21 protein-coding genes and 2 pseudogenes are annotated in these 24,286 nt (G+C 62.8%); 5 read left to right on the top strand and 18 right to left on the bottom strand.

Features of this window, described 5'->3' with window-relative positions:
• Nucleotides 1-54: 54 nt before the first annotated feature.
• The 4 genes from ABIE33_RS16595 to ABIE33_RS16580 all read right to left on the bottom strand — a co-directional run bounded on the left by ABIE33_RS16595 (nt 55) and on the right by ABIE33_RS16580 (nt 5,580).
• The gene (locus ABIE33_RS16595) at nt 55-1,824 is read right to left on the bottom strand and encodes an ABC transporter permease subunit (protein ID WP_429126829.1); all 1,770 of its coding nucleotides are present in this window, start codon (nt 1,822-1,824) and stop codon (nt 55-57) included.
• Nucleotides 1,825-1,827: 3 nt separating this feature from the next.
• Nucleotides 1,828-2,928, bottom strand: a complete 1,101-nt coding sequence (locus ABIE33_RS16590) for an ABC transporter ATP-binding protein (protein WP_429126826.1) — start codon at nt 2,926-2,928, stop codon at nt 1,828-1,830.
• A 66-nt stretch (nt 2,929-2,994) separates the two neighbouring features.
• Nucleotides 2,995-4,077: an ABC transporter substrate-binding protein gene (locus tag ABIE33_RS16585; protein ID WP_429126824.1), complete on the bottom strand. Its 1,083-nt coding sequence runs from the start codon at nt 4,075-4,077 to the stop codon at nt 2,995-2,997.
• Nucleotides 4,078-4,155: 78 nt separating this feature from the next.
• Nucleotides 4,156-5,580 (bottom strand): FAD-binding oxidoreductase, encoded by a 1,425-nt coding sequence (locus tag ABIE33_RS16580; RefSeq protein ID WP_429126821.1) that lies wholly within the window; start codon nt 5,578-5,580, stop codon nt 4,156-4,158.
• Nucleotides 5,581-6,127: 547 nt separating this feature from the next.
• On the opposite strand from ABIE33_RS16580, the pseudogene ABIE33_RS16575 reads away from it, so the two are divergent.
• Nucleotides 6,128-6,906: pseudogene (locus tag ABIE33_RS16575) on the top strand (IS630 family transposase); the annotation flags it as partial.
• A 42-nt stretch (nt 6,907-6,948) separates the two neighbouring features.
• Here the strand turns inward: ABIE33_RS16575 and ABIE33_RS16570 are convergent.
• A complete protein-coding gene (locus ABIE33_RS16570) occupies nt 6,949-7,872 on the bottom strand; it encodes a LysR family transcriptional regulator (protein WP_429126818.1) in 924 nt (307 codons plus the stop codon).
• 202 nt (nt 7,873-8,074) lie between these two features.
• Here ABIE33_RS16570 and ABIE33_RS16565 point away from each other — a divergent pair, with 202 nt between their 5' ends.
• From ABIE33_RS16565 to ABIE33_RS16550, 4 genes and pseudogenes are all read left to right on the top strand, one after another.
• Nucleotides 8,075-9,064 carry an LLM class oxidoreductase gene (locus ABIE33_RS16565; protein ID WP_429126815.1) on the top strand — a complete coding sequence of 330 codons (990 nt, stop codon included), beginning with the start codon at nt 8,075-8,077 and terminating at the stop codon, nt 9,062-9,064.
• Nucleotides 9,065-9,200: 136 nt separating this feature from the next.
• Nucleotides 9,201-10,184 (top strand): zinc-dependent alcohol dehydrogenase family protein, encoded by a 984-nt coding sequence (locus tag ABIE33_RS16560; RefSeq protein ID WP_429126812.1) that lies wholly within the window; start codon nt 9,201-9,203, stop codon nt 10,182-10,184.
• Between the two features lie 30 nt (nt 10,185-10,214).
• Nucleotides 10,215-10,547 carry an antibiotic biosynthesis monooxygenase family protein gene (locus ABIE33_RS16555; protein ID WP_429126809.1) on the top strand — a complete coding sequence of 111 codons (333 nt, stop codon included), beginning with the start codon at nt 10,215-10,217 and terminating at the stop codon, nt 10,545-10,547.
• A gap of 147 nt (nt 10,548-10,694) precedes the next feature.
• Nucleotides 10,695-11,708: pseudogene (locus tag ABIE33_RS16550) on the top strand (zinc-binding alcohol dehydrogenase family protein).
• A gap of 381 nt (nt 11,709-12,089) precedes the next feature.
• Here the strand turns inward: ABIE33_RS16550 and dhaK are convergent.
• From dhaK to ABIE33_RS16485, 13 genes are all read right to left on the bottom strand, one after another.
• Nucleotides 12,090-13,088: a dihydroxyacetone kinase subunit DhaK gene (gene dhaK, locus ABIE33_RS16545; RefSeq protein ID WP_429126807.1), complete on the bottom strand. Its 999-nt coding sequence runs from the start codon at nt 13,086-13,088 to the stop codon at nt 12,090-12,092.
• A gap of 167 nt (nt 13,089-13,255) precedes the next feature.
• On the bottom strand, nt 13,256-13,654 hold the full coding sequence (locus tag ABIE33_RS16540; protein WP_429126804.1) for a hypothetical protein: 399 nt from the start codon (nt 13,652-13,654) through the stop codon (nt 13,256-13,258).
• A gap of 1 nt (nt 13,655) precedes the next feature.
• Nucleotides 13,656-15,257, bottom strand: coding sequence for a putative PEP-binding protein (locus ABIE33_RS16535; RefSeq protein WP_429126801.1), 1,602 nt, complete (start codon nt 15,255-15,257; stop codon nt 13,656-13,658).
• Nucleotides 15,241-15,585, bottom strand: coding sequence for an HPr family phosphocarrier protein (locus ABIE33_RS16530; RefSeq protein WP_429126799.1), 345 nt, complete (start codon nt 15,583-15,585; stop codon nt 15,241-15,243). The genes ABIE33_RS16535 and ABIE33_RS16530 overlap by 17 nt, the downstream gene beginning before the upstream one ends.
• Nucleotides 15,582-15,980, bottom strand: coding sequence for a dihydroxyacetone kinase phosphoryl donor subunit DhaM (dhaM, locus tag ABIE33_RS16525; protein WP_429126797.1), 399 nt, complete (start codon nt 15,978-15,980; stop codon nt 15,582-15,584). The genes ABIE33_RS16530 and dhaM overlap by 4 nt, the downstream gene beginning before the upstream one ends.
• A complete protein-coding gene (gene dhaL / locus ABIE33_RS16520; RefSeq protein WP_429126794.1) occupies nt 15,977-16,591 on the bottom strand; it encodes a dihydroxyacetone kinase subunit DhaL in 615 nt (204 codons plus the stop codon). The genes dhaM and dhaL overlap by 4 nt, the downstream gene beginning before the upstream one ends.
• A 19-nt stretch (nt 16,592-16,610) precedes the next feature.
• A complete protein-coding gene (locus ABIE33_RS16515; protein WP_429126792.1) occupies nt 16,611-18,266 on the bottom strand; it encodes a dihydroxyacetone kinase subunit DhaK in 1,656 nt (551 codons plus the stop codon).
• Nucleotides 18,267-18,300: 34 nt separating this feature from the next.
• Complete coding sequence (locus ABIE33_RS16510; protein ID WP_429126789.1) at nt 18,301-19,308, bottom strand: ABC transporter ATP-binding protein; 1,008 nt, start codon at nt 19,306-19,308, stop codon at nt 18,301-18,303.
• Nucleotides 19,301-20,398 (bottom strand): ABC transporter ATP-binding protein, encoded by a 1,098-nt coding sequence (locus ABIE33_RS16505; protein WP_429126787.1) that lies wholly within the window; start codon nt 20,396-20,398, stop codon nt 19,301-19,303. Before ABIE33_RS16505 ends, ABIE33_RS16510 begins: the two co-directional genes overlap by 8 nt.
• 2 nt (nt 20,399-20,400) lie before the next feature.
• Nucleotides 20,401-20,607, bottom strand: a complete 207-nt coding sequence (locus ABIE33_RS16500) for a hypothetical protein (protein ID WP_429126784.1) — start codon at nt 20,605-20,607, stop codon at nt 20,401-20,403.
• The gene (locus ABIE33_RS16495) at nt 20,604-21,557 is read right to left on the bottom strand and encodes a carbohydrate ABC transporter permease (protein ID WP_429126781.1); all 954 of its coding nucleotides are present in this window, start codon (nt 21,555-21,557) and stop codon (nt 20,604-20,606) included. The genes ABIE33_RS16500 and ABIE33_RS16495 overlap by 4 nt, the downstream gene beginning before the upstream one ends.
• Entirely contained in the window at nt 21,554-22,564 is a 1,011-nt protein-coding gene (locus tag ABIE33_RS16490; RefSeq protein ID WP_429126779.1) for a carbohydrate ABC transporter permease, read from the bottom strand. Before ABIE33_RS16490 ends, ABIE33_RS16495 begins: the two co-directional genes overlap by 4 nt.
• A 56-nt stretch (nt 22,565-22,620) precedes the next feature.
• Nucleotides 22,621-23,946: an ABC transporter substrate-binding protein gene (locus ABIE33_RS16485; protein WP_429126776.1), complete on the bottom strand. Its 1,326-nt coding sequence runs from the start codon at nt 23,944-23,946 to the stop codon at nt 22,621-22,623.
• Nucleotides 23,947-24,286: the final 340 nt, after the last annotated feature.

Below are 24,286 nucleotides of genomic sequence, written 5' to 3'. Positions count from 1 at the left end.
GATAGCTAGGTCGGGAAAGCGGCCCGTATGAAATGGGGCGGGCCGCTTTCGAATTCAGCGCGCCAGACTTCGCTGGCGAAGGCGGTCCGCGAGGAAAATCAGCGCCGAGATGAAGACGAGCAGGCAGGTGGAGACCGCCGCGATGACCGGCGAGACCTGTAGCGTCACCTCGTCCCAGAACTGCTTGGGCAGCGTCGCATTCAGCCCACCCGACGAGAACAGCGCGATGGTCAGCTCATCGAAGGATGTGGCGAAGGCGAAGAGGAAGGCAGAGAACATGCCCGCCGCGAGGATCGGGAACGTGACGTGGAGGAGACTTCTTGCCGGATTCGCGCCGAGGCTCTGTGCGGCGAGATCGAGACGCGTATCGTAATTTCGCAGCACCGCCACCATGGTCATCACGACGTAGGGAACGCAGACCACGGTATGGCCGATGATCAGGCCGAGCGAGGTGCCGACGAGGTCCAATTCCGCGAAGATGTAGAACAGGCCGACGGCGATGATGATGCGCGGCGCGACGATCGGCGACAGCACGAAGGCGAGCAGCACCGCCTTGCCGCGTATCTGGGCGCGGGCGAGCAGGAAGGCTGCTGGGACGCCGATCAGCATCGACAGCACGCCGGCGCCGAGCGCCACCGTCAGCGAGCGCCATAGCGCCTGCTTCCAGACCGGCGTGTTCCACATCTGCCCGTACCATTCAGTGGTGAAGCCGGAAGGCGGCCAGTTGAGGCCCGACTGGCTGAATGAGATCGGCACCATCAGCAAAGCGGGCAGGCTGATGAGGACAAGGATCGTCCAGACGAAGGCGGTCAGCGGCCATGGGGTCTTGCCCGCATCGCTGCTCTTGCCGCTGCCGGGAAACAGCGCGATCAGGCGGTCGCTCGCCTCGCCGACCAACGCCAGCACCTTGGCACCCGCGCGCCGTGCTGCGGTGTCGCGGTTAGCGTTCGTCGCAGTGCTTTCACCGGTCAGGCTAGCGAAGCCGAAAATCCGGTCGTAGAGGAAGAAGACGATCAGCACGACGACGAGCAGCAGGACGGAAATTGCCCCTGCCAGTCCCCAGTTCAAGGTCTGCTGCACCTGATCGATGATCAACTGCGTGATCATCGTCTCGAACCGGCCGCCGAGCAGGGTGGGCACGATGAAGAAGCCGATGGCGGTGACGAAGACCATGATCGCGGCGGCGGCGACGCCGGGCACGGACAGCGGGAAATACACCGTCCAGAAGGCGGAGCCGGGGCGGGCGCCAAGCGTGGAGGCCGCGCGCGGTAGGTTGCGGTCGATGTTTTCCATCACGGCGAGCATCGTCATGATCGCCAATGGCAGCATGGCATGGACCATGCCGACCAGTACGGCGCCGAGGCTGTAGATCAGGTTTGCAGGACGGTCGATGATGCCGACGGACAAGAGGAACTGGTTGACGACACCGTTGCGGCCGAGGATCACGACCCAGGCGAAAGCGCGCACGAGAAAGCTCGTCCAGAACGAGAGCAGGACGAGGAAGATCAGTCTGCCCTTCGTTCGCTTTTCGGTGGTGGAGATGAGGTAGGCTACCGGATAGCCGAGCACCACCGACAGGATCGTGGTGATGAGCGAGATCTTCAGCGTGATCCAGAGGACGTTCAGATAGAGGCCGGAGGCGAAGAGCTGCTTGTAGGCGGCAAGTGAGAACCCGTCGGCGTCGAAGAAGCTCAGCGACAGGAGGCGGCCGACCGGGTAGACCAGGAAGGCGATGAGCAGCAGCAGAAGCGGCGCGATCATCAGCCAGCTCTTGACCCAAGTCGGCAGCGGGGCTGCATGCAGGCGATTTGGAGCGGTGCTCATGAGTTATGCTCCCGCCCTGTCGGTGATCGCCACGGCGTCCGTGCCGTGCCAGGAGAGGGCGACCGCATCGCCGATGCGGAAGGTCTGGCCGCTGGCGCGGGTCGGAAACGCGGCGATCAGTTCGGGAAGCTCCTCGTCGGAGGCTTTCATGTAGACCTTGGTCAGGCTTCCGGTCACCATCACATCTGTCACGGTGGCGCCCAGCCTGTCGCCGTGACCATCCTTGGCCAGCTCGATCGCGAGGTTCTGCGGGCGGATCATGATGTGGATGGTATCGCCAGTGGAAACCTTGCCATCGGCAAGGGCGCGGGCCTTCACCGGACGCGATCCGATCGCGATCGCGATCTCGTCGCCCGCAATGCCCTCGACCTTGGCGGGCAACAAATTAGACTCGCCGAGGAAATCGGCAACGAATAGCGTCTGCGGGCGGAAATAGAGATCGCCCGGCGTGCCGAGCTGCTCAATCCTGCCAGAGTTCATCAGGCAGATGCGATCCGACATGGTCATCGCCTCTTCCTGGTCATGGGTCACGTAGACGATCGTCGCGCCGAGTTCCCTGTGAATGCGCTTGATCTCGAGCTGCATGTGCTCGCGCAGCTTCTTGTCGAGCGCACCGAGCGGTTCGTCCATGAGAATGATGGAGGGGCGGTAGACCATGCAACGGGCGAGCGCCACGCGCTGCTGCTGGCCGCCGGAAAGTTCCTTTGGATAGCGCTGCGCGATATGCGGCAGGCGGATCATTTCCAGGGCTTCCTGCGCGCGTCGGCGCGCCTCTTCGGCCCGCACCTTGCGCATCTTCAGCGGGAAGGCGATGTTTTCCAGAATGGTCATATGCGGGAACAGCGCGTAGTTCTGGAAGACGACGCCGATATCGCGCAGATGTGGTGCGCTATAGGTCACCTCGTCAGTGCCGATCAGCACCGCGCCGCCATCGGGGCGGGCAAGGCCGGCTACAAGGCTGAGAAGCGTCGTCTTTCCCGAGCCAGACGGCCCGAGCAAGGTGAGGAATTCGCCCTCGGCGACGGTCAGGTCCGTCTCGGCGAGTGCGACGAACTCCCCGTAGCGTTTGGAGAGCTTCTGCACGGTCAGGCTGGATGAAGACATGGCGGCCCCGCTGGGTGGTGATAACTTGAAGGGCGGGGCCCGCTCGCAATCGAGCCCCGCATTCGATCAGCTGAGGAGCCAGCTGTTGTAGCGCTCGATGACGGCGGCCTGGTTGTCGAGCCAATATTTGGCATCGATCTGGACGCCGCGCGCGATATGTTCGGGATAGGTCGGGGAATCCTGAGCGATCTTCGCGTCGATCATGTCGAACACTTCGGGCTGGGTCACGCCGGCTGCGAAATATTCCATCAGGGCCGCCTGGCGCTTGGCGTCGGAGGCGAATTTGATGAACTCGCGGCAGGCATCCGCGTTCGGCGTGCCGGCGAGGATCGACCAGCTGTCGAGGCCCCAGATGTTCTGGTCCCAGACGATCTCGACGGGCGCGCCGGCCGTACGGGCAGACTGAGCGCGGGAGACCCAGGTCGGGATCAGATCGACTTCGCCGGAGGTCAGCATCTGCTCGACCTGTGCGCCGCTCGTCCAGAACACCTCGACATTCGGCTTGATGCGGTCGAGCGTCTTGAAGGCGCGGTCGATATCGCAGGGGTAGACGTCCTTGGCGGCGATGCCGTCGGCCATCACCGCCTGCTCGATCGTGTCGAATGGATGCTTGCGCAGCGCCCGGCGACCGTCGAAGCCCTCAACATCATAGAAATCCTTCCAGGACTTCGGCGCTTCGCGACCTTCGAACGCATCGGTGCGATAGGCAAGCACTGTGGTGTAGACATTGTTGCCGACGCCGTATTCGGACATGTACTGCTTTGGCAGGGTCGCAACCACGGGGTCGCTTTCGAGGCCATGCGGCTCGAGATATTTCTTGTCGCCGGTCGTCAACATCAGGATGGCCGGCTGGCTGATCTTTGCCATGTCCCAGGTGTAGGAACCGGCATCGACCATGGAGCGGATCTGCGCGGTCGGCTCGGCATTGGCCTGCACGCCGACCACCTCGATCCCCGTCGCTTCCTGGAACGGACGGTAAAAGACCGCGCCGTAGGCCTTGGTATAAATGCCGCCGTCGTCGCGCACGACGATGCGCTTGCCCTCGGCGCGCGACGGCGTCCAGATCGCGGGGGTGGCGAGTGCTGCGCCCGCGATGGCGGTGGTTTTCAAGATCTGGCGACGCGACCAGCCCTGTTTCAAAATGCTCATGCCTGTTCTCCTCTTGCTTTGTTTCGTTGCTGATGCCGGCTCTCTGGCCGATACGGGTGGACTTGTGGATCCGCCGGCCTAGGTCGCCGGCGGAAGGAGGCGGCTCGGGTTGAACAATCCCCTCGGATCGATGGCCGATTTGATGGCGCGCATCAGGGTCAGGTCCGCCGGTGTCTTGTAGCGGTCCATTTCCTTGAGCGAGACCTGGCCGACGCCATGCTCGGCGCTGAACGTGCCGCCCAACGCATGCGCGACGTCATTAATGGCGTGACGAATGGCTGTTGCCATCTCGTCGCGCTTTTCCAGCCCGTTCCAGTGCTCGAACGAAAAGAACGGAATGAAATGGACATTTCCGTCGCCCATATGGCCAACGATGACCAGAGCCGCTTCGGGCGCCAGCGCGCGAACGGCTGCGCCTGCGCGGGCGATGAATTCGGCCGTGGCCGAAACCGGTACGGCACAATCGGTGGTCAGGCCGACGCCGGCTTTTTTGTTGGCCTCCGAGACGCTGTGGCGGATCTCCCAGAGAGCGGCGCGCTGGCTGTCGCTCGCGGCGATGACCGCATCGGCGATGAGGCCGCTTTCGAAGGCCTGCTCCAGAACGGCCTGCAAGGCTCCGTCGAGATCTTCCTCGCCGCCGGTGTCAGACAGTTCGACCAGGAGATGCCAGGCGTGTTCGGTCTCTAGTGGCGCGCGGCGCTGCGGCACATGGCGGACAACGAGGTCGAGCTGCATCTGATTCATCAGCTCGAAGCCGGAAAGCTTCGCGGCTTTGCGCTCCTGCATCAGCGTCAGCATGCGGACAGCGGCCTGCGGATCGGAAAGGCCGATCCAGGCGATCGCATGACGCGTCGGCAGGGGATGCAGCTTGAGGACGGCGGCGGTGACGATGCCGAGCGTTCCCTCGGAGCCGATGAACAAATGCTTGAGATCGTAGCCGGTGTTGTTCTTGCGCAGTGCCTTCAGGTCCGACCAGATGGTGCCGTCCGGCAGCACCGCTTCAAGCCCCAGGACGTTCTCGCGGGTATTGCCGTAGCGAAGGACGGATGTTCCGCCGGCATTGGTGGCGATAGTGCCGCCAATCTGGCAGGAGCCTTCGGCGCCGAGGCTGATGGGATAATAGCGGCCGGCCTCGCGGGCGGCCTCCTGCACATGGGTGAGCACGCATCCGGCTTCGGCCTCCATGGTGTTGTTGACCGGATCGACCTTGCGGATACGCCGCATGCGCTCGAGGTTAACGATGACGGGCGCAGGGCCGTCGGACGGCGGGACTGAACCGCCGACGAGGCCCGTATTGCCGCCCTGCGCCAGGACCGGAACCGCATGGCGATGGCAGCAAGCCACAATGGCGGAGACCTGATCGACAGTCGCCGGTCGCGTGACGCACAAGGCCTTTCCCCGATAGCGGCCCCGCCAATCTTCCGTCGCAAACGCCATATCCGCGTCTCCGACGAAGACCGCATCCTTGCCGACGAGATCGATCAGTTCCTCGACTAGTGTCATCATGCCGTCCCAAATTAATCGATATACGATTACTGTAATTGCTATACGATACAGATGTTCAAGCCTCTTGGCAAGAGGCGGCGGCATTCGCAGCGGCGTGGCCATGATCTGCGGCTTCACCGCCAGGACCACGATCGCGGGGCTGAACGCGGCATCCAGCGTCTGCGTGCAAATACAGGGAAACGGCGGGACCAAGGTTCAAGAAGCGTCAGGAGAATGATTGATGAACGCAAGCGTTGAGAGCCGACGGACCGGTTCGGCCTCGCGGATCATCATCGCGCCGGCGAGGCGAGCTGCCGGGCCTTCATCGACCCCACTGCCTGGTCGCAATGGCTCCACCGGACGGCATGACCGGATGCATCTACGAATTCGACGTGCGCGCTTGCGGAGTTTATCGGGTGGCGCTGACCTAGCGCGGCAATCATCCGAATGTGGGTAAGACCTCGGGCGCCACGGATGTCGTCGAGGCCCGGTTTGCCGAACTGGTCCCGAATGAGCGTGTTGTTCAGCTCGTCACGTTTCAGTCCGACGACCCAGCCTTTGCGGGCGAGATGCGACTGATGCGGAGCCTTTCGCCGTTCACGGCGTGGTCCGCTGGCGACGCAAGGACCTCGTGCAGTGGCTGTTCCAGGAGTTCCGGGTCTCTGTCGACGAGACGACGGTCGGGCGAGAACTCAAGACACTCGGCTTTGCCAAGCTTTCCGCTCGCCCGCGCCATTACGCCCAGAACGAATTGGAGGGTGAGGTTTTTAAAAAGACTTCCCCGCCGCGCTGGCAGAGATCGGGGCGAAATGCCCGCCCGACACGGACATCGAAATCTGGTGGGCCGACGAAGCCAGAATAGGGCAAAAGAACAAGATCACGCGCCGCTGGGCACGCCGGGGAACCCGACCGTCGGCCCCGCACGACCAGCGCACCATGTGGGCTTATATCTTCGGCGCGATCTGCCCGAAAATGGGCAAGGGGGCTGGCCTCGTCCTTCCCTATTGCGACACCGAGGCGATGCAAGAACACCTTGCCGAAATCAGCAACGCCGTCGATCCCGGAGCACATGCCGTGCTCATTCTCGACCAAGCCGGATGGCACGTCACGCCGAAGCTGAAGGTGCCGGACAACATCACCTTGATGTTCCTGCCGCCGCGGTCGCCGGAATTGAACCCGGTCGAGAACCTCTGGCAGTTCATGAGGGACAACTGGTTGTCGAACCGCGTCTTCAAGGACTACGACGACATCGTCGATCAATGCTGCCGCGCCTGGAACAGGCTCGTCGATCAGCCGTGGAAGATCATGTCCATCGGAATGCGCGATTGGGCCCATCGGTCATGATCCGTGCTCGTTGGTATCAGTGGCAATCAACAGCACGTCGTATCAACTGTTGTTCAAGATTCCCTCCAGGCCGTGGTCCCAGTAGGGTTGGTTCCCAAATCTGTCCACGAGCCAATCTACGAAAACTCTGACTTTTGGCGCCAGCTCGCGCGAACTCGGATAGAGCGCCCACAGCGTCTGGGTTGAGATCAGCGGGTATTCGGGCAACGCTGGCACGAGAGCACCAGATCGAAGCTCGTCCGATGCGCACCAAGTGGCCATCAGAGCGATACCAAGCCCGGTAGAGGCTGCATCGCGTACGGCGCTGCCGTCATTGATGCGCAGACTTGGGGTAACTCGCCGCTCGATCACCTCTCCATTCTTGCCTCGGAACGTCCAGAGATCGAGCGTGCCGACGACGAGACAAGCATGTTCCGCCAGGTGGTCGGGGGTGTTCGGCCGCCCGTGTCGCTCGATATATCCGGGCGATGCAACCAGCACTCTATTATCTGGAGCCAGTCGCCGAGCGACAAAGGATGAATCGCTCGGCTCGGTATAACGAACGGCCACATCGAAGGCACCTTCGACCAGATCGACTATGCTGTCCGAGATGCGCAAATCAAGGGCGAGTTCGGGATACTTCGTACAGAAGTCTGACAGGCCCGGCACGATGTGCATCCGCGCGAACGAGGACGGAGCTGCCACCCGCAATGTGCCGCGCGGGGCGGCTTGCTCTCGCCCCAGTGCCGCTCGAGCGGATTCCGCAGCGTGCACCACATGTTCCGCATGGGGCAGGAAGGCGATGCCGTCCTCGGTCAAGGTTGCTTGCCGCGTCGTGCGATGGAGAAGCCTGGCGCTGAGCTTTCGCTCGAGGGCCGCCAGTCTGACGCTGGCTCCGGCTGGCGTGAGACCTAAATCGCGCGCTGCGGCGCTGATACTGCGGAGTTGAGCGATGCGCACGAACAGCTTCAAATCGTCGACGTCCATGGGGCCGCTTTCAATGTTTTGTCGAAACTGATCTTAAATCTGAGCTGCTACCGAAAGCAATCTCGATAAATCAAATAGGAGACATCGCGATGGCCCAGAGCTTATCGGGGCCGTCGAACGCTTCCCCAATGACAGGACATCGAACATCTCGCAGGCGGTCAAGGATTTAACCCCGGGCCGTCCGTCTCAAGAAGGAAGAACGATGACTATCGCCACATCCCCGGCCAAAGACGCCAGTCCAAACCTTTTCGGCCGCGGCTACGCGTCAATGTTCGCGCCCGAAAAGTTGACGGTCGGCGTTTATTTCCCGATCGAATCTTTCGACGGACCCGAGCCGGCTATGCTCGACCAGATCGAGCTCGCCCAGCAAGCCGAGCGTCTTGGCTTTGCCGCCCTCTGGGCGCGGGACGTACCACTGAATGACCCGAGCTTCGGCGATCTGGGCCAGATTTACGACCCTTTCGTCTGGCTCGCAACGATCGCAGCGCACACCTCCACCGTTTCGCTTGCCACGGGCGCCGTCATCCTGCCGCTCCATCACCCAATTGATGTCGCCAAGGCGTCGGCCTCGCTCGATCGACTGTCCGGCGGGCGTTTCGTGTTCGGCGTCGCGTCAGGCGATCGTCCGGTCGAGTATCCGGCCTATGGGCGCGACGCGAACCTGCGGTCCGAACTTTTCCGCGACGCGTTCGACTACGTGGAAGCGTTGCTCACAAAGCGTTTTCCGGCCCACACGTCGGCGCATTATGGGCGGCTCGGGGGTGGCGGCGATCTCGTGCCCAAACCTCTCCCGCCCCGGCTGCCCACGCTCGTTACCGGGCAAAGCCAGCAATCTCTGGATTGGATCGCACAGCGTAGCGATGGTTGGATCACATATCCGCGCGACCCTATTCAGCAAGCGCAGGTCGCCTCGCGTTGGCGCGAAGCCCTCGACCGCCTAGGAGCAGGATTCAAGCCGATCGCTCAATCGCTCTACGTCGACCTGGCCGCGGATGCGAATACAACGCCGAGCCCCATCCATCTCGGATATCGGGTCGGACGGCGTCGGCTGGCTGAGTTGCTGGACGAGCTGCGTTCAAACGGGATCAACCACGTCGCACTCAACCTCAAGTTCAGCCGGAGACCGGTCGCCGAAGTTCTCGATGAGATCGGAGCTGAAGTCATTCCGCATTTCAGCATCAGTGGGCCATGAGCCGCATGGACGCTGTCAGCACTAAACCTTGGCAGATCCTCTGATCAGCGCCTGCAGATCCATCAGCAAGCCCCCCACTGCCAGGACGATGTCGGCAGTTTGCGATTTTTAGCTTTGCCAAAACAAGGAGCATACAATGAAAGCGATGACACTCAAATCTTTCGGCGGTCCAGGATCGTTCGAGCTCTCCGAAGTTCCAAAGCCCGTTCCGCAGGCGGGACAAGTCCTCGTTCGCGTCCATGCCACGTCGGTCAATCCCCTGGATTACCAAGTTCGGCGCGGCGACTATCGCGATTATGTACCACTGCCGGCCATTACCGGTCATGACGTGTCCGGCGTCGTCGAAGCCGTCGGTCCAGGGGGCAAGGTGTTCGCTCCGGGAGACGAGGTATGGTACACGCCGCAAATCTTTGACGGCTCGGGCAGCTATGCCGAATACCACGTCGCGGACGAAAACATCATCGGACGCAAGCCCAAGTCGCTAAGCCATCTCGAAGCAGCAAGCCTGAGCCTGGTTGGTGGTACGGCGTGGGAGGCTTTGGTCTCGCGTGCGGCTCTGAGAGTAGGGGAAAGCATTCTGATCCATGGCGGCGCAGGAGGGGTCGGTCACGTGGCGATCCAAGTCGCGAAAGCCATAGGTGCGAAAGTGTTCACGACCGTCCGCGAAGACAACTTCGACTTCGCACGGAGCATCGGGGCAGATGTGGTCATCGACTACAGGAAAGAAAACTACATCGATGCCATCATGCGGGAAACGGATGGCCGCGGCGTTGATGTCGTGTTCGATACGCTTGGTGGCGATACACTAACCCACAGCCCAAACGTCCTTGCGCAGCTTGGCCGTGTCATCTCGATCGTGGACATCGCACAGCCACAGAACCTCATCGAAGCTTGGGGCAAGAATGCAAGTTATCACTTCGTGTTCACGCGGCAGAACCAAGGCAAGCTCGATGAACTCGCCACGTTGGTTGAGCGCGGTCAACTCCGGCCGCACGTCGGCGCTGTCTATACGCTTGCTGATCTGTCTCTCGCCCATGCGCTGCTCGAGACCCCGAACAACGGTGTCCGGGGCAAGATCGCCATTGCAGTCGACCCGTCGGCAGGCCCGCGCGCAAGCTAATAACCACTGAAACTCTCCAAAGGTGCAATCATGATTTACGAGATCGCTCAGCTACCCGTTCACAAAGAACGGCTTGAACACTTCAGACAAGCATTCGCTGATGTCGTTCCACTGCTCCGCCGCGCACAGGGTTATCGAGGACATGTTCTTGCACAAGGGATCGAAACGCCCGAAGTCTTCAGCCTTATCGTGCAGTGGCGCTCTCTCAAGGATCATTCGCCGGGCTTCGAGGCGAGCGAAGACCATGCGGTATTCATGAGAGGTATCCAGGAATACTTCTCGGAAGAACCGACGGTCTATCATTTCGAAGGCGCAGCTTTTTCCGCTATCGGACATGAAGATCGAGATGTAGCAGCAACGTAGGCAACGTCCTTCAACCGATAAATATGCGGATTCAAGACTCTCGGGTGGTTGTCGGGTCGTGTCGACGACCACCCGGTTCTGGAACTTGAATCGCCGTGTGGCGCGCATATTCAGGTTGGAATGGAAGACTTTCAAATGGAGATACCCATGAAAGCCATTGGATACAAAATCCCTTCACCCATCTCGGCTGCGGATTCGTTCATCGACATTGACTGCCGAAGCCTCAGCCTAAGGGCCGCGACATCCTGGTAGAAGTGAAGGCAATTTCGGTTAACCCGGTCGACTACAAAATCCGTCGGAGCACGGCGCCGACCGACGGGACCGATTGGAAAGTGATTGGTTGGGACGCTGCAGGGGTGGTCGTCGCGGTCGGTACGGATGTCACCGGCTTCAAGCCGGGTGACGATGTCTGGTATGCAGGCTCTGTCATCCGTCCAGGGGCCAACGCCGAGTTCCATCTCGTCGATGAGCGTCGTTGGCAGGAAGCCGTCGAAGCTTCGCTGGGCCGAAGCCGCAGCATTGCCGTTGACTTCCTTGACTGCCTGGGAAGCCTTTTTTGATCGCCTGGATGTCAAGAAGTCGGTACCAGGAGCTGCCGCCGCCATCCTGATTATTGGCGGGGCCGGCGGAGTAGGATCGATTGCCATCCAGATCGCGTGGCAGTTCACGGGCCTGACCGTTATCGCGACCGCCTCGCGTCCGGAAACCAAGGATTTCGTGAAGTCACTCGGAGCGCACCATGTGATCGATCACTCCAAGCCGCTCGCCACCCAGATTGCGGCGTTGGACATCGGTGCTCCTGCGTTTGTTTTCTCAACGACACAAACCGCCCAGCATATCGATGACATTGCCGAATTGATCGCGCCGCAAGGGCGTGTCTGTTTGATCGATGATCCCTCGGGCTTCGATATCATGACATTCAAGCGTAAATCGGTGTCGATCCACCACGAGCTCATGTTCACGCGTGCCATTTACGGCACGCCGGACATGGACGAACAGGCGAGAATCCTGAACGAAATTTCGCGCGCGGTCGATGACGGAAGGATTCGAACAACCGCTACTCAAAACCTTCAGATCAATGCGGCAAATCTGAAGAAAGCCCACGAGCAGCTCGAAAGCGGTTCGACTATCGGCAAGGTCGTGCTCGAAGGGTTTGCGTGATCAACCGCTGGCGGCCTGTCGCTCGCGCCGCCAACTAGTACCTATGCGGAGAAGTATCATCTGCCAGGAGATGATCAACATCATTCTCTGGTTCGGCTGCCACCGGTTGACGACCGGTTTGGGCGTGGCAGTTCCAACACGTCGTCTGATAGTTCAGTTCCATAATTCTGGCTATCTCGCAAAAGGTCCGTTTAGGGCCCGAAAAGCGACTTTCGTACAAGTCTCTGGGTAATCAGGCCCCGCAACTAAAGACAAAAACACACAAAAGCCCGCACGGAACAAAACCGGCGGGCTTTTTGGCGTTTGGGGTTCAGGTGCGCGGCGGCGAGGCGCGGCAGACAATCGCCCTGCTTCATGAGTTCGAAGCGCTCGACGGAAACGTCAAAAGCCCCATCGGAGCGCGGGGGTCAGGACGGGAGCGTCCCAGAATTGGTGCCCGGTCTCGTCGAGAACAGTCAGCGTCACCGACAGTCCCGCCATGTCGAGAGAGGTGACATACGATCCGACCAGCGAACGGGCGACGATAAGGTTGCTCGCTTCGACGCGTGCCCGCAGAGCGCCATACATGAGATAGAGTTCGGACGCGGGTGTGCCGCCGAAGCCGTTGATGAAGAGGAGAACGTCGCGACAGCCTTCCGAAGGCAGATCCTTGATGACATCCTCGGCAAGGAGCTTTGCGATCGTTTCCGCGTCGCGGAACGCGGAGCGGGCGCGGCCGGGTTCGCCGTGGATGCCGACGCCCACCTCCATTTCACCCGGCCCAAGGGTAAACGTCGCGCAGGTCTCTCCGGGCACGGTGGCCCCGCCGATGGCCAATCCCTTGCTGCGCGTGAAGGCCACGATTTCGTCTCCAAGGCGTTTCAAGCTTTCGAGCGACATGCCGGCCTCGGCGGCGGCGCCGACGATCTTCTCGACGACCAGCGTGCCGGCGACGCCGCGGCGGCCGGTGCTGCGCGGCGCGGTCTCCGCGGCGACGTCGTCATTGACGACGACCATCTCGACGCGGAGGCCACGGGCCTCTGCCACTTCGGCGGCCATCTCGAAGTTTATGACGTCGCCATCGTAATTCTTCACGATCAGGAGAGCTCCGACGCCGGTATCACAAGTCTCGATCGCGGCCGAAATCTGGTCTGGCGTCGGCGAGGTGAAAACGTGCCCGGCGCAGGCGGCATCGAGCATGCCATGGCCGACGAAGCCCACGTGCATAGGCTCGTGCCCGGCGCCGCCGCCGGAAATGACGGCGACCTTGCCTTCTTTGAAACGCTTGCGACGGACGAATTTTCGGTCGGGGCCGAACATGACAAGGCCATCATGCGCGCGCACGAAGCCTTCAAGGCTCTCTGCGACGAACGTGTCGGCCCCGTTCATGAACTTCTTCATGCCTTCCTCCCGGCCGCGATCCTACCGCATAATTCCTTAGATCGTAATCGATTCAAAGGAAAAATTATTCAGCAAATTTAAAGTGTTACAGCGACCTTCGCGCGTCATGGTTGGCGCGCGGCCCTGCAAGTCATTCCAGCCAGCGTACCAAGCGCGCGGACGTCCGCTCAAAGAAGAGCGGATAGTTTTGCGATAAATTCCGCGACCGCCTCGTCGAAGTGCCTGTTCTTCCGCTCGTCGCCTGTGTCTGGAACCATCAGCGTGAGTGTTCGCAAGCCCTCCGAGGTGGCGACCTCCGGCAGCTTGCCCGGATGGGCGCGCCCATAGGCATCGAGAAAGCGCTCCTGCTCCGCCGGGCTCATGTGGCAGACGCGGAAAATGGTCGGCAGATGGCGCGAGGGCAGGGGCGTCGGATAGGCGGGGCTGGTGATTTGCGTGACAAAGCTGCGGTGCTTGCCGAGCGCCGCTGCTAGCCGTTGGCGGGTGCCGGAGGGGCGGCCGTCTATGATGTCCGCCAGGATCGCTTTGTAGGCGACCGTTGCCTCTTCGCTTGCCTCGCGCGCCATCTCAGCCCCTTGCCTTGCCGCCACCGGTGTTCAATCCCGAAAGCGTCTTGCGCACAAGCGGCATTCGCGCCGGTGCCATGGAAAACTCGCGAAAACCACAGGCGAGCAGGTCCGGCAGGGCGCTGGGGTCGGCTGTGAGATCGCCACAGATGCTGACCGGCTTTCCCGTCGCCAGCGCCAGCGGAACCGTGTGCCTGAGGAGGCGCAAGGTTGCCTCGCGCGACGCTTCGTGGAGGTGTGACACCTCGGCGCTGTCGCGCGCCGCTGCCCCAATATATTGGGCTAGGTCGTTGGTGCCGAAGGAAAAGAAGGTGGCTTGCCTAAAGGCCTCGGGCATCAGGGCGGCGGCGGGCACCTCCACCATGATGCCGAGCGGAGAGATCGCGTGGTCGATCCGCCGTTCCGAAAGGGTCGCGGCCTCTTCCGTGAAGATCCTGGCGGTTTCCTCTACTTCGGCGGGCGACGTCACCATCGGAACGAGAACGCGTAAGCGTCCCGCCGGGGCCGCCCGCATCAAGGCGCGCGCCTGCGTTCGCAGCAACTCTGGCCGGGCCAGAAGCAGGCGTATGCCGCGCAGGCCAAGATACGAGGAGAGGTCAACCTGGGTGCCCGGCAGCGGCTTGTCGGCACCGAAGTCGAACAGGCGAATCGTAACCGGCCGGCCCTGCGCCCAGATCAGCGTTTCGCGGTAGATGTGCTCCTGCCGCTCCTCGTCGGCAAGCTCGGCCGATGTCGGGAAGAGATACTCCGTGCGTAGCAGACCGATGCCGTCGAAGAGCCGCGGCGAGAGCCCTCGTAGTTCATTGGGATGATCGATGTTGGCGCGAAGGGTAACGGCGACGCCGTCGGCGGTCTCGCAGGCCTCCGACGGCTCGTCCTGTTTCTGCGAGGAATCCGGTTCGGTAAGGGTATAGACGGCCGGCGTCTCATCCGCGTCATCGACGCCGTGTACATAGCCTTCGTCACCATGCACGAAAAGCTCCGTGCCGTGATCGATCGTCACGTCGCCGACGCCGACCACCATCGGCACGCCGCGGCTTCTGGCGAGTATCGCCACATGGCTGGCGACGCTTCCGCCCTCTAGGACGACGGCGCCACCGCCGGTCCAGTCGTGTGCGAGAAAAACGCTGGGCGCGATGTCCCGGCCAACGAAGACCGATCCTCGCGGAAAGTCCGGGGGCGCTTCGCCGTTCAGCGACCGCAGGACCTGGTTCTTGATGTCGAGCATGTCGCCGCCGTGGGCGCGGATGTGTTCGTCGTCGGCGGCCTCGAAACCGCGGATATAGTCGTCCATGGCGGATGCCCAGGCGAAGGCGGCGCTCTCTCCCTCGCGGATGCGGGCAAGGCTCGGCTCAAGGATCGCTGGGTCCCTCAGCATCTCAATCTGGAATTCGAGGATCGCGGCGCTCTCAAGGTCAGAGCCTTCCGCGAGCGAGCGCAATGCCGAAACGGCGTTGTCGACGGCAAGCAGAAGCCGCTCCCGGTCTTTTCCAGACGACACCGTTGCCGTGCTCGGAGCGCGGGCGCGCGGCGGGACGTGGGCCGTTCCACGCGCGTAGCCCGGCGACGCGCCCTGGCCTTTGAGCCTAAGAGGAACGGGCATGGCTCTTCTCCTCGTCGAAATTCCGCTCGACGAGGGCGCATAGCGCCTTCACCGCGTCCTCGGCCCCGATCCCTTCCGCCCGGATGGCGAGGACGAAGCCCTTGCGGATACGCGCACCCATGATCTTGACGATGCTCTTGCCGTTGAGCCACACGCCGTCGTCGTTGACCTCGACGCCGATCATGCAGGGAAACGACTTGGCAAGGCGGGTGAACACCACGGAGGGACGGGCATGGAGGCCGATATCGTGCGTAACCTCGACGCGCGCGGATACGGGGCCGGACAGATGCGCCGCCGATCCCCCTCGCGGTGCCTGGCGGTCGGTCATGGTGAGAGTTCCTCGGCGGTCGCGACAACGCGGGCCAGCGCCGCGCCCCCGGAGGCCTCGGCCGCTGCCATCACCGCGCCTTCGACAATCGGGGCATTGCAGATCAGGACCCGGCGCGCGCGGACAGGATCCAGCATCTCGATCGCCATTTCGCTGTTCGTCTCCGCGCCGCCGAGATCGACGAACACAGCGACGCCGGCGTCAGACCAGGCGCTGGTGATCGCCGCCAGGATATCCTTGGCATTCGTGCCGAGCCCGCCTTCGGCATTGCCGCCGCACCAGGCGAGCGGCACGCTGTCGCCGACCATCTGGCGCACCATGTCCGCCGCGCCGCGCGCGATCAGGGGTGAGTGCGACACGATGACGATCCCGACATTTGCGCCATTGGTAGTCATGCGGATGGAAACTCCTCCAGAAAGCGGCAGATCGACCCCGTCAACAGTGCGCAGCTACAGGCCCCGGGGTCCATGTGACCGATGGACCTGTCTCCGAGAAAGGACGCGCGCCCGCGCAGGGCCTTCATTGCAATCGTATCTTGCGCGGCGACGGTGGCGGAGACGGCGACCTCCGCCGGTGGGCTCCGCTTCAGGACCGCGCGCTGCACTGCGTAGAGCACATCCAGCAACGTCTTGTCACCAGCCTGCGACCGGCCGCGTCGGGCGACCGCCTCGACCGCGGGAGGCAGGGTTTCGGTCAGCGGCACGTCCACCTCGCCCGCGCGCAGGCGGCGGCCCATTTCGATCAGAAGCGTGCCGTAGAGCGGACCCGCCGCGCCGCCGATCGTCGCGACGAGCAGCATGCCTATCCGTTCCATCGCCTCCGGCAGCGGCAGACCGCCGAGCTGGTCGCGCTCGGCGTAGACGGCTTCGCTTCCGCGTTTCATGTTGGTGCCGTGATCCCCGTCGCCGATCGCGCGGTCGAGCGCGCCGAGGTGATCGGCATTGGCGACGATCACCGCATGGCAAGCCTCGATGAGACCGGGAAGGAGAAGGCGGCTGGTTTGCACGTGGTCCCCCGTCAATGTGTCAGCCGGCCGCCGCCGCGGCCTCGAACGCCGCTGCCACGGCTTCGGCCCCGGGATCGGACACGCCTTCGAGATCGTGCGCTGCGAGATAGGCGGATCGTCCTGCCTTGGCGCGGGTCATGCCGCCGGTCGCCGAGGCGCCGGCTCTGGCGGCCGCGGCCGCGGCGGCGAGGTCGCCCGACGCAAGCGCGGCGAGCGCCGGCGCCAGCGCATCGACCATCGTGCGATCGCCCGGGGTCGCGCCGCCGTAAAAGGTCATGCGATCGAGCCCGGCGGCAAGCGCCGGTCCGGCGCCGGCGCCTTCGGCGAATTTCCGCGCCGCCGCGGTGAAGAAGATGGAAAGAAGCACGCCGCTCGAACCACCCATCGTGGTTCCGAGCGCCTCGCCAATCGCCGCGCTGGTGGCGGCGGGGCTGCCGAGCGGCAGCGTCGGGAGGAGGGCCAGGACGCTTCGCGCGCCGGTCGCAACGGTTGATCCCGTGTCGCCGTCCCCCGTCTTCGCGTCGAGCCGGTTTAGTTCTGGCTCCAGTGCGATCAGCTTGCCGCAGACGGCTTCGAGCAGCCTGCCGACAACCGCCGGATCGGCAGCGGTCGCCTCGTCCCCGTTCGGGCCTCTCGCATCTCCGTTCGGGCGTCGCGGCGCTGGCAGCACGGCCAGGCCGTGCCGCTTCGTCGGCGCCACCCATGCCCTCGGCGCGACGGCGGAGGTGAGCGCGGCTTCGCGCGCCGCGTCGAGCTTGATCAGCGACAGCGAAAACCCGTTCATGTTGAGGGCGGTCATCAGCGGCGCCGGTCCGATGATCAGGTCGATACGATCGGCCAGCGGCGAATCAAGCACGGCCTTGGCGATGACGCCCATCTCGATTGGGGGGACGGCGCCAAGATTGTTGATCAGCAGCGCCTGCTTCCCGCCCGACTTGATCGAGGCGGCCAGCCGCTTTGCCATCGTCGTCACCAGCGCGGCCGCCTCTCTCAGCGCAATACGCTCGACGCCGGGCTCGCCATGGATGCCAAGTCCGAGTTCACCTTCGTCGGGGCCGAGGCGATCCTCATGCGCCTGTCCGGGGATGGAGCAGGTGGAGAGCGACATGCCGAGCGAGACGATGTCGGCGGCGGCGGCGCGCGCCGCGTCAGCGACCATTTCGAGGCTTTGACCGGCTTCTGCCAGATGGCCGGCGATCTTATGCACGAACAGCGTGCCAGCGACGCCGCGCGGCTGCGGCAGGTCGGGAAGGGCGATGTCGTCGGCGATGATGACCATTTCCACCTTGAAGCCCTCGGCGCGCGCCTTTTCGGCGGCGAGCCCGAAGTTGAGCCGGTCGCCGGTGTAGTTCTTGACGACCAGCAGGCAGCCGGGGGTACCCGTCACGGCGCGGATCGCGGTCAGCACGGCGTCGACGCTCGGCGAGGCGAAGATGTCGCCGGAAACGGCCGCCGTCAGCATGCCTTTGCCGACGAAGCCGACATGAGACGGTTCGTGTCCCGCGCCGCCGCCCGAAATCACCGCGACCTTCGCCTTGTCCCAGTCGGCGCGAACGATCACCTTGATCGCCGGATAGGTATCGAGCCGGGCCAGATGCCCCGGCGCGGAGGTGAGCAGCAGGCCGTCGAGGGCCTCCGTGACGATGTCTTCCCTGCGGTTGAAAAAGTGCTTCATCCTATCCACCCACTCATTGCGTTCGTTCCTGCTGTCACGCCAGCCGCTGCCCGCCCGCGTCGAAATAGAGCGGGTTTCGCAGCTTCAAATCGATCCGGTCGCTACGCTGGATCGCGAGATAGGGATCTGCAAGCGTCACCAGCTTGTGCTCCCCAACCTTGATATGCAGGTGGTTCTGGTCGCCCAGATGTTCGATCCAGTCGATCGTGGCGTTGCCCCGCTCAGAAACCGAGATCTCCAGATGCTCGGTCCGGGCACCGATTGTCCTCGTACCGTGCGGTGCGCTTCCCCCGGGCAGGAGACCTTCCGGGATAAGGTTGATATGTGGCTGGCCGAGCCGCGCGGCGACATGGAGGTTCGCCGGGTTGCTGTAGATTTCGCGTGGGCTTCCGATCTGCACCAACTTGCCGTCCGCGAGGATGCCGATGCGGTCCGCCATCGTCATCGCCTCGACCTGGTCGTGGGTGACATACAAAAGGGTGGCTCCGAGTTCGCTCTGGATGCGTTTCAGTTCCAGCCGCAGCTCAGCGCGCAGCTTTGCGTCCAGCGATGACAAAGGCTCGTCCATTAGGAAGATTGCGGGCTTGCGCACCAGCGCCCGGCCAATCGCCACGCGCTGCATCTCGCCGCCCGAAAGCCGGGTCGAGCGGTTCTCCAGCTTGTGGTCGATGCGCACCATCTTCGCCACCTCGCGCACGCGGGCGTCGACCTCGGCGTCCACCAGCCGCCGCGCGGGCGAGCGCAGCGGAAAAGCGAGGTTCTCGTAGACCGTGAGGTGCGGGTAGAGTGAGTACTGTTGGAAGACAAAGGCGACATCGCGGGTCGCCGGCGACTCGCCGGCGACGTCCCTGCCGGCGATCGTGACGCGGCCGGTATCCGGCTTTTCGAGACCCGCGATCAGGCGCAGCGTCGTGGTCTTGCCGGCGCCGGTCGGACCGAGCAGCACGACGAACTCGCCGTCGCGGATGGTCACGCTCATGTTGTGAACGGCCTGGGTTTCCCCGAATGCCTTGCCGATCCCGGCGAGGGTGACTTCAGCCATGACGGACCTCCGCGTAGAGGGACGAGGGGATCGCCTTGCCCGAGCCGCAATCGAACAGTGAAAGCTTGTCGCTGTTGAGCTCGAGGCCGACATTCTCGCCGACAGTGAAATTTTGATCCGCCGAAACGCGCGCCTTGACCATTCCCTGTGCCGTCTCGACCGAGACGATCTGGTTGGTGCCGAGATATTCGCTGCCATAGACAGCGCCCCTGAAAGGCGCGGCGTCGCTGAAGCGCACATGTTCCGGCCGGATCCCCAACGCCAGTTCACTTGGCTCTTGCGCGGCGTTCACCCGCGGCACGCGGATCGGGATGTCGCCGAGCCTCACCGTCGTCGTGCCACTTTCCAATCCCGCGCGGAAGCGCAAGAAATTCATCGGCGGTGAGCCGATGAAGTCAGCGACATACATCGAGGCGGGGCGGTTGTAGATCTCCTGTGGCGTACCGTACTGCTCGATCACGCCATGGTTCATGACGGCGATCTTGTCGGCCATCGCCATCGCTTCGTGCTGGTCGTGCGTCACATAGACAGTGGTGGCATGGATGCGGTTGTGCAGCTCGCGCAGTTCGTGGACCATGACTTCGCGGAATTCCGCGTCCAGTGTGCCGAGCGGCTCGTCCATCAGAAAGCATTTCGGCCGGCGCACGATCGCGCGGCCGAGGGCGACGCGCTGGCGGTCGCCGCCCGCCAGTCCGGAGACGGAGCGGTCGAGGATATGGCTGATCTGCAGGAGCCGCGCCGTCTCCTCCACGCGGCTTTTGATTTCTGCCTTCGCAACGCCTTGGGACAAGAGCGGGAAGCCGATGTTCTTGCGCACGTTCATATGGGGATAGAGCGCGAAGAGCTGGAAGACGAAGGCGATGTCGCGGGCGCTTGCCCGGTTGAAGGTGACGTCCTCGCCGTCGAGCAGGATCTTGCCGCTGGTCGGCAGCTCAAGGCCCGCGATCATGCGCAGTGTCGTCGTCTTGCCGCAGCCGGAAGGCCCGAGCAACGCCAGGAACTCGCCGTCCCGCACGGTGAAGGTCGAGTCCTCTACCGCGGCGAAATCGCCGAACTGCTTGCGCAGGTTTTCAACCTTGATCTCGGCCATGGCTACTCCGGAAACTTCGAAACGATGATAAACATCACGGTGCCGGCGAGCAGGGTCACCAGCGACCAGGTGTAGAGCACCAGCGCGAACGGCTGGAACAGCATCAGGAAGCCAAGGGCGATGAGCGCCGTGGCGAAATTCTCCATCGGTCCGCGGCGGAAAAAGAAGGCCCGCTTCTTCTTCGGTATGGGCAAGGTTTCGATCGTCATTTGCGCACCGCTCCGAAGGTGATTCCGCGCAAGAGCTGCTTGCGCAGCAGGATGGTGAAGACCAGGATCGGCACGAGGAAGATCGTGGTGCCGGCGGCGACCGCGGGCCAGTCCATGCCGCCCTCGCCGATGATGGTCGGGATGAAGGGCGGCGCCGTCTGCGCCTCGCCCGAGGTCAGAAGCACGGCGAAGGCATACTCGTTCCAGGCGAAGATCAGGCAGAAGATGGCGGTCGCCGCGATCCCGGTCGTCGCCTGCGGCAGCACGACCTTTCGGAAGGCCTGCAGGCGTGTATAGCCGTCGATCATCGCCGCTTCCTCGTATTCGCGCGGGATTTCGTCCATGAAGCCCTTGAGCAGCCAGACGGCGAGCGAGACATTGACCGCCGTGTAGAGCAAGATCATGCCGAGCGCCGTGTCGGACAGACCGAGTTCGCGATACATCAGGTAGATCGGGATCGCGACGGCGATCGGCGGCATCATGCGCGTCGACAGGATGAAGAAGAGGAGGTCGTCGGCGAGCGGCACGCGGAAGCGCGAGAAGCCGTAGGCCGCGAGCGTGCCGAGGAAGACGGCGAGGAAAGTCGAACCGAAGGCGATCACCATGGAGTTGGTAAAGCGCGGCCAGTAGTTCGAGGGACCGGCGATCACCATGTTGCGGCCGCGGGTGATCTCGTCGCAGGTCGACCGCGGGGCCCCAAGCGACTGGATGTATTCCGGCGTCTGCCGGGTGCGCGTGGTGAAGAGGTTGCAATAGCCTTCCAGCGTCGGTGTGAAGACGAGCTTCGGCGGATAGCTGATCGAATCCGGCGGCGACTTGAAGCTGGTCATGAAGATCCAGGCGAGCGGCACCATGGTGATGATCGCATAGACGACGACGATGATGCCGGCTATGCGCTTGGCCGAGGCGCTTGGGTCTACGACGGAATGGGCGGAGGTGGCGCTGCTCATCTCTGCTTCACCTTGTTCAGTGCCTTGACGTAGATGTTGGCGAGCCCGAAGACGGCCACGAAGAGAATGATGGCGAAGGCGGACGCCCGGCCCGTGCGCCAGCTCTCGAAAGCCTCGCGCTTGAGCGTGATCGACGCGACTTCGGTCGTCGAGCCCGGCCCGCCGCCGGTGAGCAGCATCACCATGTCGAACATCTTGAAGTTCTCGATGCCGCGGAAGAGTACGGCCAGCATGATGAAGGGCAGGGCCATCGGGATCGTGATCGACCAGAACTGCCGCCAGGTGGAGGCGCGATCGACTTCGGCCGCCTCATAGATGTAGTCGGGGATCGAGCGCAGGCCCGCGAGGCAGATCAGCATCACGTAAGGCGTCCACATCCAGGTGTCGACGACGATGATCGCCCAGGGCGCCAGCGAGACGGAGCCGAGCATCTCGAAGGAGGATGGCGGCACGCCGGTGATATAAGAGAAGATGTAGTTGAAGAGGCCAATCTGCGGCTGGTAGAGGAACCGCCAGAAATTGCCGACCACGGCCGGCGACAGCATCATCGGGATCAGGATGACGGTCGTCCAGAAGGCGTGGCCGCGAAACTTGCGGTCGATCAGGTACGCGAGCGAGAAGCCGATCAGCGTCTGCAGCAGGATCGTCCAGAAGACGAAATGCGCCGTCGTCTGCATCGCGATCCAGATGTCGCTGTCGGTCAGGACGCGGTGATAATTCTGCAGGCCGACATTTTCCAGCACCGCGTTCGGCCGGTTGGCGCGGTAGTTCGTGAAAGACAGCCGGATCGCCCAGATCAGCGGAAAAATGTTGATGGCGAGCAGCAGTGCGATCGTCGGCGTGATGAAGAGCCAGGCGATGGCGCGGTCGGAGAGGCCGCCGATGCGCCGGGCGATCGAGGCCGGAGCGGAGGTCGCGGCCCGTTCCGCCCCCTTCTCCAGAATGGTCGTATCGGAATTGATCACGGACTTTCCCCTGAGGCTTGGCCCTTGAGGCCTGGAGACCATCGTCGGCGGCCGGGCCGCCCGGCCGCTCGCGCGCCGGACGACCTACCGGGACGAAATCAAAGCTTACCTTCATCCTCGAAGATTTCGGTCCAGTCCTTGACCAATCCGTCGAGCGCGTCCTTGGCCGTGCCCTGATCGGCCACGACGTAGTCATGCAGGCGTTTCTGCATCGCCTGGAGCAGGATGGCATAGGATGGTTCCTGCCAGAAATCCTGCACCTGGTTCATGGCGACGAGGAAGTCGGCCGCGAACGGCTGGCTGTCCTTGAAGGACGGGTCGTTCAGCACGGCGTTGTGCACCGCGTAGCCGCCGAGCTGCCACCACTTCTTTTGCACATCGGGCTGCGCGAACCATTTGATGTAGGCCAGCGCGCCGTCCATGTTGTCGGTGTTGGCGACGACCGAGATGCCCTGCCCGCCGAGCGTCGAGGCCGCCGTCGCTTCCTTCGGATTGACGAAGAAGCCGATCCTGTCGCCGCCGACATTTTCATCCTTGGCAAGGCCGGGGAAGAAGGCGAACCAGTTCATTGCCATGGCTGCCTGGCCCGACTTGAAGGCATCCAGCGTCTCGCCCATGTAGGCATCGGTGTAGCCCGGCGGGGTGCAGCACTTGTAGAGCTCCTTGTAGGCTTCCAGTCCCTTGACCGCGCCTTCCGAGTTCACCGCGCCCTCCATGTCGTATTTTCCGGGCGCTTTCTCGTACTTGAAGCCATAGGGATAGAGCGCCTGCGTGGCACCCATGGTGATGCCTTCCGAGGCGCGCTCGGTGAAGATCGCGGCGCCGTAGACCTTCTTGCCGTCGATCTCCTTGCCGTTGAAGAACTTGGCGGTTTCCAGGAGCTCGTCCCAGGTTTTCGGCGGGGCGAGGTCGCGACCGATCTTTTCCTTGAACTCGGCCTGGATCTCAGGCTTGGCGAACCAGTCCTTGCGATAGAACCAGGCATTAGCGTCGCCCATGGCCGGCAGCGCCCAGTAGTTCGGCGTGCCCTTCGGCCAGGTCGAGTAGGCATAGACGGCGGCTTCGGCGAAGTCGCTCATCTTGATGCCTTCCTTGTCGAAGAAATCGTTGAGCTTGACGTAATAGCCATTTTCAGCCGAGCCGCCGATCCACTGGCTGTCGCCGATCAGGAGATCGCAGAGCTTGCCGCCGGAGTTGAGCTCGTTGAGGATGCGATCGGCAAAGTTCGGCCAGGGCACGAACTCGAACTTCATCTCAGTACCCGTCTGCGCGGTGAAGTCCTTGGACAGTTCGACCAGTGCGTTGGCCGGGTCCCAGGCGGCCCAGCAAAGGGTCAGTTCATCGGCTTGCGCCAGGCTCGGAAGTGCTGTCGACAGGCCAAGCGCCATCGTTACCCCGAGAAGGGGTTGCTTCATCGTTTTCATGAAATCCTCCCAGATTCGAAAGGAAGCCCCACGCCACCTTTCGGAAAACTCTGCTCCTCCATGCCCGCACGGCCCTCATACCGCCATGTTGAGCAATATGTTGAGTACAGCTCAATTTACTCAACAAAGCAAGGGTGAATCTTCGCTGCGCCGCAGCGTCTCTGGCCGGCAAGGAAGGACTCAGCTCTCGCACCGGATCGTTGGCATCGGCCGCTTTTACCATGCCGCCTTCGCGCTCCCGATATTGCAAGTCTCCGTGCAATCAGGCCTCCGCAACCAAATTATTTCATTATATCAATGAGCTAAAGGCTGCGGCTCACTATCGGCCTGATCATCGATC

It is taken from the genome of Ensifer sp. 4252 (assembly GCF_050434565.1).
Lineage (GTDB): Bacteria > Pseudomonadota > Alphaproteobacteria > Rhizobiales > Rhizobiaceae > Ensifer.
Note: the sequence above shows the minus strand (reverse complement) of the source record. Positions and strands in the feature narration are given on the sequence as shown.

Bases quoted from the DNA above. Each gene is read 5' to 3' on its own strand.
- ABIE33_RS16595 (WP_429126829.1), bottom strand. From the start codon at position 1,824: ATGAGCACCGCTCCAAATCGCCTGCATGCAGCCCCGCTGCCGACTTGG.
- ABIE33_RS16590 (WP_429126826.1), bottom strand. From the start codon at position 2,928: ATGTCTTCATCCAGCCTGACCGTGCAGAAGCTCTCCAAACGCTACGGG.
- ABIE33_RS16585 (WP_429126824.1), bottom strand. From the start codon at position 4,077: ATGAGCATTTTGAAACAGGGCTGGTCGCGTCGCCAGATCTTGAAAACC.
- ABIE33_RS16580 (WP_429126821.1), bottom strand. From the start codon at position 5,580: ATGACACTAGTCGAGGAACTGATCGATCTCGTCGGCAAGGATGCGGTC.
- ABIE33_RS16570 (WP_429126818.1), bottom strand. From the start codon at position 7,872: ATGGACGTCGACGATTTGAAGCTGTTCGTGCGCATCGCTCAACTCCGC.
- ABIE33_RS16565 (WP_429126815.1), top strand. From the start codon at position 8,075: ATGACTATCGCCACATCCCCGGCCAAAGACGCCAGTCCAAACCTTTTC.
- ABIE33_RS16560 (WP_429126812.1), top strand. From the start codon at position 9,201: ATGAAAGCGATGACACTCAAATCTTTCGGCGGTCCAGGATCGTTCGAG.
- ABIE33_RS16555 (WP_429126809.1), top strand. From the start codon at position 10,215: ATGATTTACGAGATCGCTCAGCTACCCGTTCACAAAGAACGGCTTGAA.
- dhaK (WP_429126807.1), bottom strand. From the start codon at position 13,088: ATGAAGAAGTTCATGAACGGGGCCGACACGTTCGTCGCAGAGAGCCTT.
- ABIE33_RS16540 (WP_429126804.1), bottom strand. From the start codon at position 13,654: ATGGCGCGCGAGGCAAGCGAAGAGGCAACGGTCGCCTACAAAGCGATC.
- ABIE33_RS16535 (WP_429126801.1), bottom strand. From the start codon at position 15,257: ATGCCCGTTCCTCTTAGGCTCAAAGGCCAGGGCGCGTCGCCGGGCTAC.
- ABIE33_RS16530 (WP_429126799.1), bottom strand. From the start codon at position 15,585: ATGACCGACCGCCAGGCACCGCGAGGGGGATCGGCGGCGCATCTGTCC.
- dhaM (WP_429126797.1), bottom strand. From the start codon at position 15,980: ATGACTACCAATGGCGCAAATGTCGGGATCGTCATCGTGTCGCACTCA.
- ABIE33_RS16515 (WP_429126792.1), bottom strand. From the start codon at position 18,266: ATGAAGCACTTTTTCAACCGCAGGGAAGACATCGTCACGGAGGCCCTC.
- ABIE33_RS16510 (WP_429126789.1), bottom strand. From the start codon at position 19,308: ATGGCTGAAGTCACCCTCGCCGGGATCGGCAAGGCATTCGGGGAAACC.
- ABIE33_RS16505 (WP_429126787.1), bottom strand. From the start codon at position 20,398: ATGGCCGAGATCAAGGTTGAAAACCTGCGCAAGCAGTTCGGCGATTTC.
- ABIE33_RS16500 (WP_429126784.1), bottom strand. From the start codon at position 20,607: ATGACGATCGAAACCTTGCCCATACCGAAGAAGAAGCGGGCCTTCTTT.
- ABIE33_RS16495 (WP_429126781.1), bottom strand. From the start codon at position 21,557: ATGAGCAGCGCCACCTCCGCCCATTCCGTCGTAGACCCAAGCGCCTCG.
- ABIE33_RS16490 (WP_429126779.1), bottom strand. From the start codon at position 22,564: ATGGTCTCCAGGCCTCAAGGGCCAAGCCTCAGGGGAAAGTCCGTGATC.
- ABIE33_RS16485 (WP_429126776.1), bottom strand. From the start codon at position 23,946: ATGAAAACGATGAAGCAACCCCTTCTCGGGGTAACGATGGCGCTTGGC.